This is a genomic window from Caulobacter sp. 602-1 (assembly GCF_003931565.1).
GTDB lineage: Bacteria > Pseudomonadota > Alphaproteobacteria > Caulobacterales > Caulobacteraceae > Caulobacter.
Map to the genome: position 1 here is coordinate 935,565 of NZ_RRYI01000001.1, position 14,769 is coordinate 950,333.

The 14,769-nt window shown below is 72.7% G+C and carries 17 protein-coding genes and 1 pseudogene; 16 read left to right on the forward strand and 2 right to left on the reverse strand.

All coding sequences use genetic code 11. From position 1 onward, the window contains the following. Nucleotides 1-48: 48 nt before the first annotated feature. Both EIK80_RS04340 and EIK80_RS04345 read left to right on the forward strand, forming a co-directional pair. Entirely contained in the window at nt 49-945 is an 897-nt protein-coding gene (locus EIK80_RS04340) for an oxygenase MpaB family protein (RefSeq protein ID WP_125155718.1), read from the forward strand. A gap of 418 nt (nt 946-1,363) precedes the next feature. Then, entirely contained in the window at nt 1,364-2,683 is a 1,320-nt protein-coding gene (locus EIK80_RS04345; protein WP_125155851.1) for a DNA-packaging protein, read from the forward strand. Here the strand turns inward: EIK80_RS04345 and EIK80_RS04350 are convergent. After that, on the reverse strand, nt 2,678-3,100 hold the full coding sequence (locus tag EIK80_RS04350) for an endonuclease domain-containing protein (RefSeq protein ID WP_233586422.1): 423 nt from the start codon (nt 3,098-3,100) through the stop codon (nt 2,678-2,680). The genes EIK80_RS04345 and EIK80_RS04350 overlap by 6 nt on opposite strands. 1 nt (nt 3,101) lies before the next feature. On the opposite strand from EIK80_RS04350, the pseudogene EIK80_RS04355 reads away from it, so the two are divergent. From EIK80_RS04355 to EIK80_RS04400, 10 genes and pseudogenes are all read left to right on the forward strand, one after another. Next, nucleotides 3,102-4,384, forward strand: a pseudogene (locus tag EIK80_RS04355) (phage portal protein). Continuing rightward, nucleotides 4,381-4,635 (forward strand): hypothetical protein, encoded by a 255-nt coding sequence (locus EIK80_RS04360; protein WP_125155720.1) that lies wholly within the window; start codon nt 4,381-4,383, stop codon nt 4,633-4,635. The pseudogene EIK80_RS04355 and the gene EIK80_RS04360 overlap by 4 nt, the downstream one beginning before the upstream one ends. After that, complete coding sequence (locus EIK80_RS04365; RefSeq protein WP_125155721.1) at nt 4,625-5,029, forward strand: HK97 family phage prohead protease; 405 nt, start codon at nt 4,625-4,627, stop codon at nt 5,027-5,029. Before EIK80_RS04360 ends, EIK80_RS04365 begins: the two co-directional genes overlap by 11 nt. A gap of 148 nt (nt 5,030-5,177) precedes the next feature. Next, nucleotides 5,178-6,401: a phage major capsid protein gene (locus EIK80_RS04370; protein ID WP_125155722.1), complete on the forward strand. Its 1,224-nt coding sequence runs from the start codon at nt 5,178-5,180 to the stop codon at nt 6,399-6,401. A 149-nt stretch (nt 6,402-6,550) separates the two neighbouring features. Then, a complete protein-coding gene (locus tag EIK80_RS04375) occupies nt 6,551-6,832 on the forward strand; it encodes a head-tail connector protein (protein ID WP_125155723.1) in 282 nt (93 codons plus the stop codon). Beyond that, complete coding sequence (locus tag EIK80_RS04380; protein WP_125155724.1) at nt 6,829-7,221, forward strand: DUF3168 domain-containing protein; 393 nt, start codon at nt 6,829-6,831, stop codon at nt 7,219-7,221. Before EIK80_RS04375 ends, EIK80_RS04380 begins: the two co-directional genes overlap by 4 nt. A 15-nt stretch (nt 7,222-7,236) precedes the next feature. Then, nucleotides 7,237-7,653, forward strand: a complete 417-nt coding sequence (locus EIK80_RS04385) for a phage major tail protein, TP901-1 family (RefSeq protein WP_125155725.1) — start codon at nt 7,237-7,239, stop codon at nt 7,651-7,653. After that, nucleotides 7,654-7,938, forward strand: coding sequence for a GTA-gp10 family protein (locus EIK80_RS04390; protein ID WP_125155726.1), 285 nt, complete (start codon nt 7,654-7,656; stop codon nt 7,936-7,938). It abuts the gene before it with no gap. Next, nucleotides 7,935-8,111 (forward strand): phage tail assembly chaperone, encoded by a 177-nt coding sequence (locus EIK80_RS04395; protein WP_125155727.1) that lies wholly within the window; start codon nt 7,935-7,937, stop codon nt 8,109-8,111. The genes EIK80_RS04390 and EIK80_RS04395 overlap by 4 nt, the downstream gene beginning before the upstream one ends. After that, on the forward strand, nt 8,108-8,614 hold the full coding sequence (locus EIK80_RS04400; protein WP_125155728.1) for a phage tail tape measure protein: 507 nt from the start codon (nt 8,108-8,110) through the stop codon (nt 8,612-8,614). Before EIK80_RS04395 ends, EIK80_RS04400 begins: the two co-directional genes overlap by 4 nt. Nucleotides 8,615-8,650: 36 nt before the next feature. On the opposite strand, the gene EIK80_RS04405 is transcribed toward EIK80_RS04400, so the two are convergent. Next, nucleotides 8,651-9,115, reverse strand: coding sequence for a DUF805 domain-containing protein (locus EIK80_RS04405; protein WP_125155729.1), 465 nt, complete (start codon nt 9,113-9,115; stop codon nt 8,651-8,653). Nucleotides 9,116-9,267: 152 nt separating this feature from the next. On the opposite strand from EIK80_RS04405, the gene EIK80_RS04410 reads away from it, so the two are divergent. Genes EIK80_RS04410 through EIK80_RS04425 form a run of 4 tightly spaced genes read left to right on the forward strand, consistent with a single transcriptional unit; the run spans nt 9,268 to nt 14,738 of the window. After that, nucleotides 9,268-9,879: a DUF2460 domain-containing protein gene (locus EIK80_RS04410; protein ID WP_125155730.1), complete on the forward strand. Its 612-nt coding sequence runs from the start codon at nt 9,268-9,270 to the stop codon at nt 9,877-9,879. After that, nucleotides 9,879-10,505 (forward strand): DUF2163 domain-containing protein, encoded by a 627-nt coding sequence (locus EIK80_RS04415; protein ID WP_125155731.1) that lies wholly within the window; start codon nt 9,879-9,881, stop codon nt 10,503-10,505. Before EIK80_RS04410 ends, EIK80_RS04415 begins: the two co-directional genes overlap by 1 nt. A 26-nt stretch (nt 10,506-10,531) precedes the next feature. After that, nucleotides 10,532-11,041 carry an NlpC/P60 family protein gene (locus EIK80_RS04420; RefSeq protein ID WP_125155732.1) on the forward strand — a complete coding sequence of 170 codons (510 nt, stop codon included), beginning with the start codon at nt 10,532-10,534 and terminating at the stop codon, nt 11,039-11,041. Nucleotides 11,042-11,051: 10 nt separating this feature from the next. Further along, entirely contained in the window at nt 11,052-14,738 is a 3,687-nt protein-coding gene (locus tag EIK80_RS04425; RefSeq protein WP_199743370.1) for a glycoside hydrolase/phage tail family protein, read from the forward strand. Nucleotides 14,739-14,769: the final 31 nt, after the last annotated feature.

Below are 14,769 nucleotides of genomic sequence, written 5' to 3' on the forward strand. Positions count from 1 at the left end.
GACGGCGGGTTCAGGCGTAGAAGGGACTGAACCGTGCCGGAGGCGCCCTTGAAAGCCCGTTTCGCCGACGCCGCCAAGGCCTTGTTCGCCAAAACCCTGTTGGAAAGTCCGGGCGGTCCGCGCGTGGATTTTACCGCTCCGGCGGGCGAACCGGCCCTCGCCGCGCCGGACTCGGTGTCGTGGCGGGTGTTCAAGAACCCGGTCGCCCTGTTCGTCGGCGGGGTGACGGCGGTGATCCTGGAACTGGCCGAGCCGCGCGTGCGCACCGGGGTGTGGGAGCATTCCAGCTTCCGGACCGACCCGATGACCCGGCTGAAGCGCACCGGCCTCGCCGCGATGGTCACGGTCTATGGCGCGCGCTCGGTCGCCGAGGCGATGATCGCCGGGGTCGGCCGCCAGCACGCGCGGGTCGGCGGCGTGACGCCCGGCGGCGAGGGCTACCAGGCCTCCGACGTCGCCTTGCTGGACTGGGTGCAGGCCACGGCCAGCTTCGGCTTCCTGGCCGCCTATCACGCGCTGGTCGCGCCGCTATCTCTGGAGGATCGCGACCGGTTCTACGCCGAGGCGGCCCCGGCCGCGCGGCTCTACGGGGCCTTGGGCGCGCCGGCGTCCGAAGCCGCCTGGGAGGCCCAGTTGGCGGCGATGGTGCCGCGGCTGGAGCGCTCGGCGATCGTGCTGGAGTTCCTTGAGCTGATGCGCGGGGTCAGGGTGGCCGGACCGCTGAGCCGGCTGCAGCATCCGCTGATCCGGGCGGCGGTGGGGCTGGTTCCGAGCGAGGCGCGCGCCGTGCTGGGCCTGGGCCGTGAATGGCTGCCGAGGCCGCTGGAGCTGCCGATCATCCGGGCGGCGGCGCGGCTGGCGGACCGGACGCCGATCCCCGGCGCGCCGCCCTATCAGGCCTGCGTGCGGATGGGCCTGCCGGGGACCTGGCTGTACCGGCGCTGACCTCACCACCGCGTGGCGGCGCCAAGTATGGGGATTGAGGCGGCTGGATCCCCGGCGTTGGCGAAACAGAGGTAAGCGAAATCAAAGGCTTGTTAATTTTACGGTCGCCTGAATGATCCGCGCCCGCTGGCGCCGTACCTTTGTGTCATGGCCGGAAGAAGCGAACAGATCGAAGCCCTGCTGGCGGATGTCGAGGACATGGTGGCGGCGTTCTACGCTGTTTCCGTGGTCGACGCCGTCGACGCCGCCGAGGGCAAATCGGGCGAAGCCCGCGTGAAGGCCGCCGGGGAAATCTCCAAGGCTGGCCGTTACCTGAAACTGTTCCGTGGGACCGGGGGGCGGGCCGTTAAGGCCATCGCCGCCCTGCCGGGTCGCCAGCGCGACACCGCCCCGGACGCCGAGGAGAGCGCGATGAATGATGACGACTCCCGATGGACCCCCGAGCGTATCGCCGAACTTCACGCCAAGGTGCGCGAGCGCATGGAGAAGTTTGTCGGATCCCTCGAGTTTAAGCGCATGGCTGCTCGCGAGCTCGCCCAGTCTGATCGAGCGGTGGTTGCCGACCCTGCGGTTCAGGGAAGATCATCAGCTCCCGCCCCCTGACGGCTGGGCGGCCTGGCTGTTCCTGGGCGGACGCGGCGCGGGCAAGACCTTCGCCGGCGCGGCCTGGATGATCGAGCAGGCGGAGACGGGCGGACGGCTGGCCCTGGTCGGACCAACCTTTCACGATGTGCGAGAGGTGATGATCGAAGGCCCCTCGGGTCTTCGCGCCCTCTCACCGCCGGACGCCCGCCCCCGCTGGGAAGCCTCCCGCCGGCGGCTGGTCTGGCCCAACGGCGCGACCGCCTACGCCTTCTCGGCGGAAGATCCCGACAGCCTGCGCGGTCCGCAGTTCCACGCCGCCTGGGCCGACGAGTTCTGCGCCTGGCCCAAGCCCGCCGAGACCCTGGCCATGCTGCGCTTCGGCCTGCGGCTGGGCGAGGATCCGCGTCTGGTCGTCACCTCGACGCCCCGGCCGATCCGGGCGCTGAAGACCCTGATCGCCGAACCCGGCGTGGCCATGACCCGCGCCGGGACCAGCGCCAACGCCGGCAACCTGGCGCCGGCGTTCCTGCGGACGCTGGAGACCCTCTACGGCGGCACGCGGCTGGCCGCCCAGGAGCTGGACGGGATCATCGTCGAGACCGACGGCGGCCTGTTCCGGGCCGAGGACCTAGCGCGCTGCCGGGCGGCCAAGCCCGCGCGCCTCGACCGCGTGGTGGTGGCGGTGGATCCGCCGGCGACCGCCACCGGCGACGCCTGCGGGATCGTGGTGGTCGGCCGCCGCGACGACCGCGCCTTCGTGCTGGCCGACGAGACGGCCCGAGGCCTGTCCCCCGCCGGCTGGGCCGCGAAGGCGGTCGCCGCCGCGCGGACCTGGAACGCCGACGCCCTGGTGGCCGAGGCCAACCAGGGCGGCGACATGGTCCGCTCGGTCCTGGCCCAGGCCGATCCGCCGTGCCGCGTGAAGCTGGTCCGCGCCAGCATCGGCAAGCGCGCCCGCGCCGAGCCGGTGGCGGCGCTCTACGAGCAGGGCCGCGTGCTCCACTGCGGCGCCTTCGTCGCGCTGGAGGAGGAGCTGATGGCCCTGGGCTCCGGCGACCTGGAGCACAGCCCGGACCGCGCGGACGCCCTGGTCTGGGCGGTGAGCGAACTGATGCTCGGCGGCCGGCAGACGCCGCGGTTGCGGGCGCTATGAACCCGAAGCCGGCACTTCAGATCCTCCCCCGCATTGCGGGGGAGGTGGCCCAGAGGGCCGGAGGGGGCGAGCTCTGACGTGCTCCAGTATGGCGCGCGCCGCGTTTTCGGGCGCTTGCAGGATATCGCGCGCTGGAATGCGAAGTGTGTCGACGCCCCGCATGGCGAACCAGGCGTCGCGCCTCTCGTCATGCTTGGGATGATCATCCAGGGCATGCTGCTCTCCATCGACCTCGATGGCTAGCTTGAGCGCCTCACAATAGAAGTCGAGAATGTATGGCCCGACGGGATGCTGGCGGCGGAACAATAGCCCTTCGAGCTGACGTCCCTTCAGCGCCTGCCAAAGCAATACCTCCGGCAGTGTAAGTTCCCGTCGAAAGCGTTGCGCTGTCAGACGCCGTTCCAGCGGTGCTCTCACGATCGCCTCCTGTGCCCGCCCCCTCCGGCCCTCCGGGCCACCTCCCCCGCATCGCGGGGGAGGATCTGAAGTGCGTCACGCCTTCGCCTCAACCCTAAATTGTTCACTCTTCGTTCTCAACTCCGAACCCCGGAGCGATCCCTCATGTCCCTTTTCAAACCCCGCCCGCCGGAGCGTAAAGACTCCCGCGCCGCGCGCCTGATCGCCCTCACCACGGGCGGACGGCCGCAGTGGACGCCGCGCGACTATGGCGCCCTGGCCGCCGAGGGCTTCGCCAGGAACCCCGTCGCCTATCGCTGCGTCCGCCTGATCGCCGAGGCCGCCGCCTCGACGCCGCTGGCGGTGTTCGCGAGCGGCCGGCGCGCCGACGATCATCCGCTCAAGCGCCTGCTGGACCGGCCCAATCCCGAGCAGGGCGGGCCCGACCTGATGGAGGCGTTCTTCGGGAGCCTGCAGGTGGCCGGCAACGCCTATCTGGAAGCGGCTGGCGACGCGGCCCCGACCGAGCTCTACGCCCTGCGCCCCGACCGGATGACCGTGGTCCCCGGACCACGCGGCTGGCCGCTGGCCTATGACTACCAGGCCGCCGGCCGCACGGTTCGCATCGCTCGCGACGCCGACGGCTGGCTGCCGGTGCTGCACCTGAAGCTGTTCAACCCGACCAACGACCACTACGGCTTCTCGCCGCTGGAGGCCGCGGCCTTCGCGATCGACGTCCACAACGCCTCCAGCGCCTGGAACAAGGCGCTGCTGGACAATTCCGCCCGGCCCTCGGGGGCGCTGGTCTATTCGTCCAAGGACGCCGGCGACCGCCTGTCCGACGAGCAGTTCGACCGGTTGAAGACCGAGCTGGCCGCCGCCCATTCGGGTCAGGCCAACGCCGGGCGGCCCCTGCTGCTGGAGGGCGGTCTCGACTGGCGGGCCATGTCGCTGACCCCAGCCGAGATGGACTTCACCGAGGGCAAGCACGCCGCCGCCCGCGAGATCGCCCTGGCGTTCGGCACGCCCCCGCAGCTACTCGGTATTCCGGGTGACAACACCTACGCCAACTATCGCGAGGCCAACGCCGCCTTCTGGCGCGGGACGGTGGTTCCGCTGGCCGAGCGGGCGGCGCGGGCCCTGACCGGCTGGCTGGCCGGCAAGTTTCCCGGCGCCAGGATCGCGCCGGACCTCGACGCCGTCCCGGCCCTGTCGGCCGAGCGCGACGCCCTGTGGAGCCGGCTGCAGGCCGCGTCCTTCCTGACCGACGCCGAGCGCCGGCGGCTTGCGGGGCTGGAGCATTGACCGCGCCCGCGCAAGGCTGGCGGTTCGACCGCCAGGTGTCGATCGGCCTCGTCGTCACCGTCTTCCTGCAGGCCGCCGCCGCCCTGATGTGGGCCGGCCGCGCCTCGGCCCGGATCGACGACATGCAGCGCCGCCTTGAGGCCCAGGCCCCGGTGGCCGAGCGCCTGGCGCGGCTGGAGGAGCAGGCCGCCGCGACCCGCCAGTCGCTGGACCGCATCGAGGCCAAGCTGGAGCGCCGACATGACGGATGAGCTGAGGATCGAAGGCTATGCCTCGCTGTTCTGGACCCGCGACCTCAATGACGACGTCACCGCCGCCGGGGCCTTCGCCGAGAGCCTGGCCGCCGGCGCGCCCGTGGCGATGCTGCACCAGCACGACGAAGCCGAACCCGTCGGGGTCTGGGACGAAGTGATCGAGGACGCCAAGGGCCTGTTCGTGCGCGGGCGGATCCTGAAGACCACGCCGAGAGGCCGCCTGGTCGCCGCCCTGGTCGAGGCCGGGGCCCTGGACGGCCTCTCCATCGGCTTTCGGCAGGTGAAGGCCCGCACCCAAGGCCGCCTGCGCGTGCTGTCCCGCGTCGAGCTGTGGGAGGTGTCGATCGTGACCTTCCCGATGCTGCCCCAAGCGCGGCTGAAGGTGGCCTGAAGATCCTCCCCCGCGTCGCGGGGGAGGTGGCCCAGAGGGCCGGAGGGGGCGAGCTCGACCAACGTCCAGCAGGCCCCCTCAGTCGGCTTCGCCGACAGCTCCCCCGCATCGCGGGGGAGCATCTCCTATCCCCAACCCGGAGATCCCCATGAAGGAAACCAAACACGCGGCCTCGCCCGAGGCCCGCGCGGCGTTGGCTGACGTCTTGTCGGCGTTCGAGAGCTTCAAGGCCGCCAACGACCAGCGGCTGGCGGCCATCGAGACCAAGCGGGCCGATGTCCTGCTGGAGGAGAAGGTCGGCCGCATCGACGACGCGGTCGCCCGCGCCCAGGACCGTCTCGACCGGCTGATGGCCGACCTGCGTAGGCCGACGCTGGCGGGCGAAACCCCGGTCGCCACGGTCGACGAACGCAAGGCCGCCTTCGACCGCTACGTGAAGACCGGCGAAACGCCCGCCGCGCTGCTCGAAGCCAAGGGGCTGTCGGAAGGGACCGCCACGGCCGGCGGCTATGTCGCTCCGCCGGAGCTGGAGCGGCTGATCCTGCGTCGCCTGGCGGCGACCAGCCCGATGCGCGAGATCTGCCAGGTCCGCACCATCGGCGCCGGGACGTTCCGCAAACCGGTCTCGCCCACGGGCCTGGCCGCCGCCTGGGTGGCGGAGACCGCCGCGCGGCCCGAGACGACCGCGCCCACGCTGGACGTCATCGACTTCCCGGCGGGCGAGCTCTACGCCAGCCCGGCCGCCACCCAGGCCCTGCTGGACGACGCCTATGTCAGCATCGACGAGTGGCTGGCCGAGGAGGTGCAGGACGCCTTCGCCGCCCAGGAGACCACGGCCTTCGTGACCGGCGACGGGGTCAACAAGCCCAAGGGCCTCTTGGCCTACACGGCCGCGCCGGAAGCTTCGTACGCCTGGGGGCAGGTCGGCTATCTGGCCACCGGCGTCGCCGGCGCCTGGCCGGCCAGCAACCCGACCGACAAGCTGATCGACCTGATCTACGCGGCGAAGACCCAGTACCGCCAGAACGGCCGCTTCGTGATGAACCGCCGCACGGTCAGCGCCGTGCGCAAGTTCAAGGACGCCCAGGGCAACTACATCTGGAACGCGGCCCTGCAGCCGGGTCAGTCGGCGAGCCTGCTGGGCTTCCCGGTCACCGAGATCGAGGCCATGCCCGACGTCGGCGCCAACGCCATGGCCCTGGCGTTCGGCGACTTCGAGAAGGGCTATCTGATCGTCGACCGCGCCGGCGTGCGGGTGCTGCGCGACCCGTACTCGGCCAAGCCGCACGTGCTGTTCTACACCACCAAGCGCGTCGGCGGCGGCGTGCAGAACTTCGACGCCGTGAAGCTGCTGAAGTTCGCGGCGAGCTAGTCGTCAGACCTGGTCACTTGCCCCCACCTGACCGCTTCGCGGTCGTCCGCCCCCAGAGCGGGCGGAAGGTGATTCCTCTTCCCCCTCCGGGGGGGGGGAGCGCGCCAGCGCGGAAGGGGGCAAGTGACCCCATTCCCGAAAGCACCCCAATGCCTCAATCCCTCACCCTGGCCGAGGCCCGGGCGTTCCTGCGCGTGCCCGACGCGTCGGAGGACGCCATCCTCACCCTGCTGATCGACGCCGCCGAGGCCCATGTCGCGGCGGCCGCCGGCGTCACGCTGACCCCGGCCAGCCCGGCGCCGTTGCGGCTGTCGGTGCTGACCCTGGTCGCCCACGCCTACGAGCATCGCGCGTCCCCGGGCGACGCCGGCCAGCCGTCGCCGGCCCTCGCCCAGCCGTGGCTGACCCCTTACCGAAAGGCCCGGCTGTGAGCGACAAGCCCCTGATCGACGCCGTCGTCGCCAGCCTGAAGGCCGCGCCCGCCGTCACCGCGATCGTCGCCCAGCGGATCCACGCCAGCCCGCCGCGCCTGCCGACCTATCCCTGCGTGGTCGTCACCCGCGCCGAGGGGCGTCCGGCGGGCGAGAACGACGCGATCGAGCATCTGCTGACCCTGACCTGCGCCAGCCGTTTCGGCGGGCCGGAGGAGGCGAGGGCCCTGGTCGCCGCCGTCCGCGCGGCCCTGCACGACGCCCGCCCGGCGCTGAGCGGCCGGCGGCTGGTCAATCTGCGCGTCCCCTATGCCGACGTCTTCGCCGGCGCCGACCGCGAAACCGCCCTCGGGATCGTCCGCGTGCGGGCGGTGACCGAACTTCTTTAAGACAAGGAGACAATCATGGCCGCCCAAGCCGGCAAGGACATCCTGCTGAAGATCAGCGACGGGGCGGCTACGCCGACCTTCGTCACCGTCGCGGGCCTGCGCGCCCGCACCATCAGCCTCAACGCCAAGACCATCGACGCGACGGACAGCGATAGCGCGGGCCGCTGGCGCGAGCTGCTGGCCGGGGCCGGCGTGCGCTCGGTGGCCGTTTCGGGCTCGGGCGTGTTCCGCGACGCCGCCTCCGACGCCCAGGTGCGGACCAGCTTCTTCGACCAGTCGGCGCGGGTGTGGCGCCTGGTGGTGCCGGACTTCGGCCAGCTGGAGGGGCCGTTCATCGTCGCGGCCCTGGAATATGCCGGCGAGCACGACGGCGAGGCGGCGTTCGCGCTCAGCCTGGCCTCGGCCGGCGCCGTGACGTTCACGGCGATCTAGATGCTGCCGCCCAACACCGCCCGCGGCGAGGTCGTGGTCACCCTGGCCGGCGCGCCGCGACGCCTGTGCCTGACGCTGGGCGCGCTGGCCCGCATCGAGGCGGCGCTGGGGCTGTCGGACTGGTCGCAGCTGCCGGACCGCATCGCCACGCTGAGCGCCGCCGATCTGGCCGCCGTGCTGGCGGCGCTGCTGGATGGCGGCGGCGAGCCGGCCGAGATCGCCGCCCGGGCCACGGTCCCGGAAGCCGCCAGCGCCCTGGCCGCCGCCCTGGCCGCGTCCGCGTGAGCTGGGCCGAGCCGCTGCGGCTGGCCGTCCGGCTGGGCGTCGCGCCCGAGGCGTTCTGGCGGCTGTCGCTGGTCGAGTGGCGGGCGCTCACCGAAGCGCCGGCCTCGCCCGTCCTGACCCGTTCGGGCCTCACCGACCTGATCGCTCGCTATCCCGACGAGGAGATCCCATGAGTTTTGAGCAAGACGGCCTGTCCGCCGTCCCCGCCCGCGCCGCCGAGGCCGCCGCGTCGCTGGAGGCCCTGAAGGCGCCGGCCGACCGCGCGGCCCGCTCGATCGACGAGGCCTTCGCGCGGGCCGGGACGTCCCTGGCCCGCTCCCTGGCCCGCGCGGCGTCGGACGGACAGGTGTCCCTGGCGGAACTGGCCCGCGCCGTGCTGGGCGCGGCGGGGGCGGCCTTGAAGGGCGGAGGGCTCGGCGAAGCGCTGGCCAACAGCTTCTCGGGAGCGCGCGCCGACGGCGGACCGGTCCTGCCCGGCGGAAGCTATCTGGTCGGGGAGCGTGGGCCGGAGGTGTTCCGTCCGGCCTCCGCCGGCAGCATTGAGCCGGCCGGCGGCGGCGGGATCTCGGTGACGGTCAATGTCCAGAGCGGGGAGGCGTCGGGGCTGATCCGTTCCGACGCTCAGATCGCCCAGGCCTTGGCCAGAGCCGTATCGCTCGGCGCCCAGAAATTATGAGCCCTCCCCCTTGATGGGGGAGGGCTGGGGGAGGGATCAGATCGCCACCGCCGCGGCGTTGGCCGGGGCCGGGCCGTACTGGTTTTCGCGCGGCTGGCCGCTGCTGCAGCCGACCCACAGGGTGAAGGCCAGCCACACCGCGAAGGCGATGAAGCACGAGACGAAGAAGCCGCCCAGGGCCGTCAGGGCCGACAGTTCCGGTTCGCCGTTGGTGATCGCCGCGATGGCCGGCAGGACGCCGATCGACAGGGCCGAGCCCATGATCAGCAGGGGGCCGAACACCCAGGGCAGGACCTGCCACCAGCCGGTCTGACCCATGTCGTGCAGGCGCTTGGTATGGATGCAGACGCTGGAATAGATCGTGCCCAGCGCGATGATGTGGCCCACCAGCGGCAGCCAGCCCACGGCGACGTTCACGCCCAGCAGGACGAGCCAGCCGATCCAGAACGACTGCCGGCCGATGCGGCCCTCAGGCGACAGGAACAGGGTCTTCCAATCCATTTCGGTCTCCAATCTCGACCCCATACGTAGGGCTCGACGACCCGTCCTTGAAGTGAAAACCGGGTCATGACGCAGACTTAATGGCGTTGGCCGCCCAATAGCTCCGCTTGGCGCCGATTTTCCGCAAACCTTTTCACGAATGAGGGATCGCGATGAGCGAGTTCCACGAGGCGCGCCTGCCCGCGCGCCTGGCGTTCGGCTGCACCGGCGGCGTCGAGCGGCGCACCGAGGTCGTCACCCTGGCGTCCGGGTTCGAACGGCGGACCAGTCCGTGGGCGCGGGGCCGCCGTCGCTACCTGATCGCCACGGCCGCCCGGCCGCTGGACGAGATCGCCGAGCTGACCGCCTTTTTCGAGGCGCGGGGCGGGCGGCTGGCGGGGTTCCGCTTCCGCGATCCGGCCGACTTCAAGTCGTGCGCGCCCTCGGCCCAGCCGGCGGCGGGCGACCAGCCGATCGGCGTCGGCGACGGAACGCGCAAGGCGTTTCAGCTGACCAAGGCCTACGGGACGGCGTCGCGGACCATCGCCAAGCCGGTGGCCGGGACCGTCAAGGTCGCCGTGGCGGGCGTGGCCGCGCCCTTCACCGTCGATACGACCACCGGTCTCGTCACCCTGACCACGGCCCCGGTCGTCGGGGCGGCGGTGACGGCGGGCTTCGAATTCGACACGCCGGTGCGCTTCGATCTCGATCGGCTGGACGTGACCCTGGAGGGGTTCGCCGCCGGCCGGGTCACCGCCTGCGCCCTGGTCGAGGTGCGAGTCTGATGCGCGTCCTGCCCGAGGGCCTGGACGAGGCCCGCCTGTGCCGCGCCTGGATCGTGATCCGCGCGGATGGGGCGAGACTTGGCTTCACCGACCACGACCGCGACCTGGTGGTTGACGGCGTGACCTGCCGGGCCGGCGGCGGCTGGAGCCCTGGCGCGCGTGACACGGCCATCGGCTACGCGCCGGGGCAGGGCGCGGCGCTGGGCGTGCTGGACGACGCCGGGATCACCGAGGCCGACCTGGCGGCGGGGCTTTATGACGGCGCGCGGGTCGCCGAACTGCGCGTCGACTGGAGCGCGCCCTACCGCGTCGTGCGCCTGTGGACGGCGACGATCACGGCGGTCAGCCGCGAGGGCGAGGCGTTCAAGGCCACCCTGGCCGGTCCGCTGGCCGACCTCGACCGGGTGGCGGGACGGACCTTCACGCGGCTCTGCGACGCCCGGCTGGGCGACGCGCGCTGCGGGATCGCCGCCCCGGCGGGCGCGACCTGCAACAAGCGCTGGGCGACGTGCGTGGGGACGTTCGCCAACGGCGTGAACTTCCGAGGCTTCCCGACCGCGCCGGGCGAGGACTTCCTGACGCTGTACCCCGTCGAAGGCGAGCGGAACGACGGAGGGCGGCGGTGAGTGGCGCGGCTAGATGCTCCCCCGCGATGCGGGGGAGCTGTCGCGAAGCGACTGAGGGGGCTAATGCGGCCTCGTTCCAGCTGGCCCCCTCCGGCCCTCTGGGCCACCTCCCCCGCATCGCGGGGGAGGAACTGGTTGCACACACCCGCCTCTGGCTCGGCACGCCCTATCGCCACCAGGCCTCCACGCGCGGCGCGGGCTGCGACTGCCTGGGCCTGGTCCGCGGCGTCTGGCGCGCCTTGCATGGCGCCGAGCCCGAACCGCCGCCGCCCTATCGCCCGGACTGGGCCGAGACCGGCGGCCGCGAACTGCTGCTCGAGGCCTTTTCCCGCTGGCTTATCCCCCTCGATACGCCCGAACCCGGCGACGTCCTGGTCTTCCGCATGGCCCCCGGCGCGGTCGCCAAGCACTGCGCGATCCAGTCCGGTCCCGACCGCATGATCCACGCCTATTGGGGGCGTGCCTGCGTCGAGAGCGTCCTGGGCCGCTGGTGGCGCGAGCGGCTGGCGGCCGTCTTCCGCTTCCCCGCAAACTGAAGGAGGCCGCATGGCCCAGGTGATCCTCTCCAGTGTCGGCGCGGCGATCGGCGGGCCGATCGGGGCCGTGGCCGGCGCGGCGCTGGGCGCGATGGTCGATCAGGCGGCGATCAACGCTCTGAGTCCCGCGCGCCAGGTCGGGCCGCGCATCCTCGAGCTGCGCCTGACCGGCGCTGCCGAGGGCGCGGCGCTGCCCTGTGTGTTCGGCCGCGCCCGCGTCGGCGGCCAGGTGATCTGGGCCGCCCGTTTCCGCGAGAAGCGGGTCGAGGGCCGGGTCGGCGGCTCCAAGGGCCAGAAGACCGCCAGCTACGCCTACAGTCTGTCGTTCGCCGTCGCCGTGGCTGAGGGTCCGATCGACGGTCTGGGCCGCGTCTGGGCCGACGGCAAGGTCATGGACATGACCGGCGTGACGATGCGCCTGCATCGCGGGACCGAGGATCAGGAGCCCGACCCGCTGATCGCCGCCATCGAGGGCGAGGCCCCGGCCTATCGCGGCGTCGCCTATGTCGTGTTCGAGGACCTGCCGCTGGAGTCCTTCGGCAATCGCCCGCCGCAGCTGTCGTTCGAGGTGTTCCGCCGGCCGCGCGCGCCCGGGACCCTTGGCCTGGAGGAGCGGCTGAAGGGCGTGTGCCTGATCCCCGGGGCGGGCGAGTTCGTCTACGCCACCGAGGCGGTTCTCCGCCGCGAGGGCCTGACCCGCGCGGCCTCCGAGAGCGTCCACAACGCCGAGGGGCGGCCGGACCTGGTCGTGGCCCTGGATCAACTTCAGGCCCAGCTGCCGGCCGTCGACCACGTGACCCTGGTGGTGGCCTGGTTCGGGACCGACCTGCGCTGCGGCCAGTGCGAGATCCGCCCCGGCGTCGAGCAGGCGGCCAAGGACACCCTGCCGATCGCCTGGAGCGTGGCGGGCGTCGAGCGCTCCGGCGCGCACCTGATCTCCCTGAAGAATGACGCTCCGGCCTATGGCGGCACGCCGGCCGACGCGGTGGTGCTGCAGGCGATCGCCGAGCTGAAGCGGCGCGGGCTGAAGGTGACGCTCTATCCGTTCATCCTGATGGACACGCCCACCTATCCGTGGCGCGGCCGGATCAGCTGCGCGGCGGGCGCGGACGGGACGGCGGCGGCGACCAGCCAGGTGAACGCCTTCTTCGACGGTGAGTGGGGCTTGCGGCGGATGGTGCTGCACCAGGCTAACCTGGCGGTTCAGGCCGGCGGGGTCGACGGCTTCATCATCGGCTCGGAGCTGCGGGGCCTGACCACCGTGCGCGGCGCGGGCGGGACCTATCCGGCGGTCGCGAAGCTGAAGAGCCTGGCCGCCGAGGTCCGCGCCGTCGTCGGTCCCACGACCAAGCTGGGCTACGCGGCCGACTGGAGCGAGTATTTCGGCCACCAGCCGGGCGGCGGTCACGCGGTGTTCCACCTCGACCCGCTGTGGGCCGACCCGAACATCGATTTCGTCGGCGTCGACTGGTATCCGCCGGTCACCGACTGGCGCGACGGCGACGCCCATCTCGACGCGGAGGCCGGGTTCCTGGGGCCGCGCGATCCGGCCTATCTGCGGGCCGGGCTGACGGGCGGCGAGAGCTTCGACTGGTTCTACGCCAGCCCCGCCGATCGCGACGCCCAGGTCCGCGCGCCGATCACCGACGGCGCCCATGGCGAGCCGTGGATCTGGCGGGCCAAGGACCTCAAGTCGTGGTGGAGCAACCCGCATCACGACCGGCCGGGCGGCGTGCGCTCGGCCACGCCCACGGCCTGGATCCCGATGTCCAAGCCGATCCGCCTGACCGAGTTCGGCTGCCCCGCCGTCGACAAGGGCGCCAACGCCCCGAACCTGTTCGTCGATCCCAAGAGCGCCGAGAGCGCCCTGCCGCCGTACTCGACCGGCGAGCGCGACGACTTTGGCCAGCGGCGCTATCTGGAGACCGTGCTGGCCTGGCTGGAGGAGCCGGCCGCCAATCCCGTCTCGCCGCTCTATGGCGGGCCGATGATCGAGAGCGCCAGCGCCTGGTGCTGGGACGCGCGGCCGTTCCCCGACTTCCCCGCGCGCGCCGACGTCTGGAGCGACGGCGACAACTGGACCCTGGGCCACTGGCTGACCGGCCGGGCCGGCGTCGCGCCGCTGCCCGAACTGATCGAGGCCCTGGGCGCGCGGGCCGGCGTGGCGATCGATCCGGGCGAGGCGGGCGGGAGCGTTGGTGGCTATGTCGTCGACCGGCCGATGCGGCTGCGCGACGCGCTCACGCCCCTGACCGAGGCCTTCGCCCTGGATCCGGTCGAGCGCGGCGATCATGTGAAGATGCTGGCCCGCGCGGGCCGCGCCGTCGGGGCGCTGATCGAGGACGATCTGGCCCGGCCCGACGACGCGCCCCGCGAGACGCAGACCCGCACGCTGGACCCCGCCGCCGAAGCTCTGCGCCTGCGGTTCCTGGACGCCGCCCGCGACTACCAGGTCGGGGCGCTGGTCGTGCGTCGCGAGGCCGGGCAGGGGACGCGCGACGCCGACGCCCCGATCGTGCTGGCGGCGTCGGAGGCCGAAGCCGTCGCCCACCGGATGCTGGCCGCCGACGCGGCCGCGCGGCGCTCGCGGATCGTGCATCTGTCGCCTTCAGCCGGCCTGCGGATCGAGGCCGGCGATCGCCTGGCCCTGGACGGAGAGACCTGGCGGGTCCAACGGCTGGATCTCGACGAGCGGCCGCGCGCCACCCTGGTCCCGACCCTGGCCGAGATCGGCGTGGGCGGCGGCGTCGACTGGACGCCCGCCCCGCCGCGCGACCCGCCGTCGCCGCCGCTGGTCCACGTGCTGGACCTGCCGGCCGACGGGGCGGTGACCGATGACCCGAGACCATGGGTCGCCGCCGCGAGCGAGCCGTGGCGGCCTCTGGAGATCCATGCCGGCGCCGGAGTTGAGACCCTGACGCTCCGCGCCCGCGTCGCCAGCCCGGCCACCCTGGGTGAGACGCTGTCGGACCTGCCGCCGGCCTCGCCGCATCGCCTGGACCGCGCGGGCGTCCTGACGGTGCGCCTGGAGGGCCGGAGTCTGGCCTCCGCCCCGCTGGCCGCCGTGCTGGCCGGCGACAACGCCCTGGCTGTCCGCGCCCCGTCCGGCGACTGGGAGGTGATCGCCTTCCAGGCCGCCGAGCTGGTCGCGCCGGACGTCTGGCGGCTCTCGGGCCTTCTGCGCGGCCAGCGCGACGGCGCGGCGAGCGAGGTCGTCATCCCCACCGGCGCTCCGACCGTGCTGCTGGACGCGGCGGTGGTCCGACTGGACGTCGCCGCCTTCGAGCGCGGGACGCCGCTGGTCGTCCGCGCCGCGCCGGCGGGCGGTCCGCCCTCGGGGCCGGCGATGACGGAAGTGTCGACGACCTGGGACGGCCGCGCCCTGAGTCCGCTGGCGCCGGCTCACCTGCGCAAGCGCGTGGTCGGCGGCGATCTGCGCTTGGCCTGGATCCGCCGCGCGCGGCTGGGCGGCGACGTCTGGGAGGGCGAGGTCCCCTTGAGCGAGGGCGTCGAGCGCTATCGCGTGCGGGTGCTGGACGGCGGGGCGGTGCTGCGCGAGGCGGAGGTTCCGGAGCCGGCCTTCGTCTACACCGCCACCATGCGGACCGCCGACGCGCCGTCGGCGGGCGCGCGGATCGAGGTGACCCAGGGCTCGTCGCTTTACGGTTGGGGCGTCCCCGCGACGACAGGTCTGTGATAAATTAGCCACATGGGGCCTTGCGCGCCGC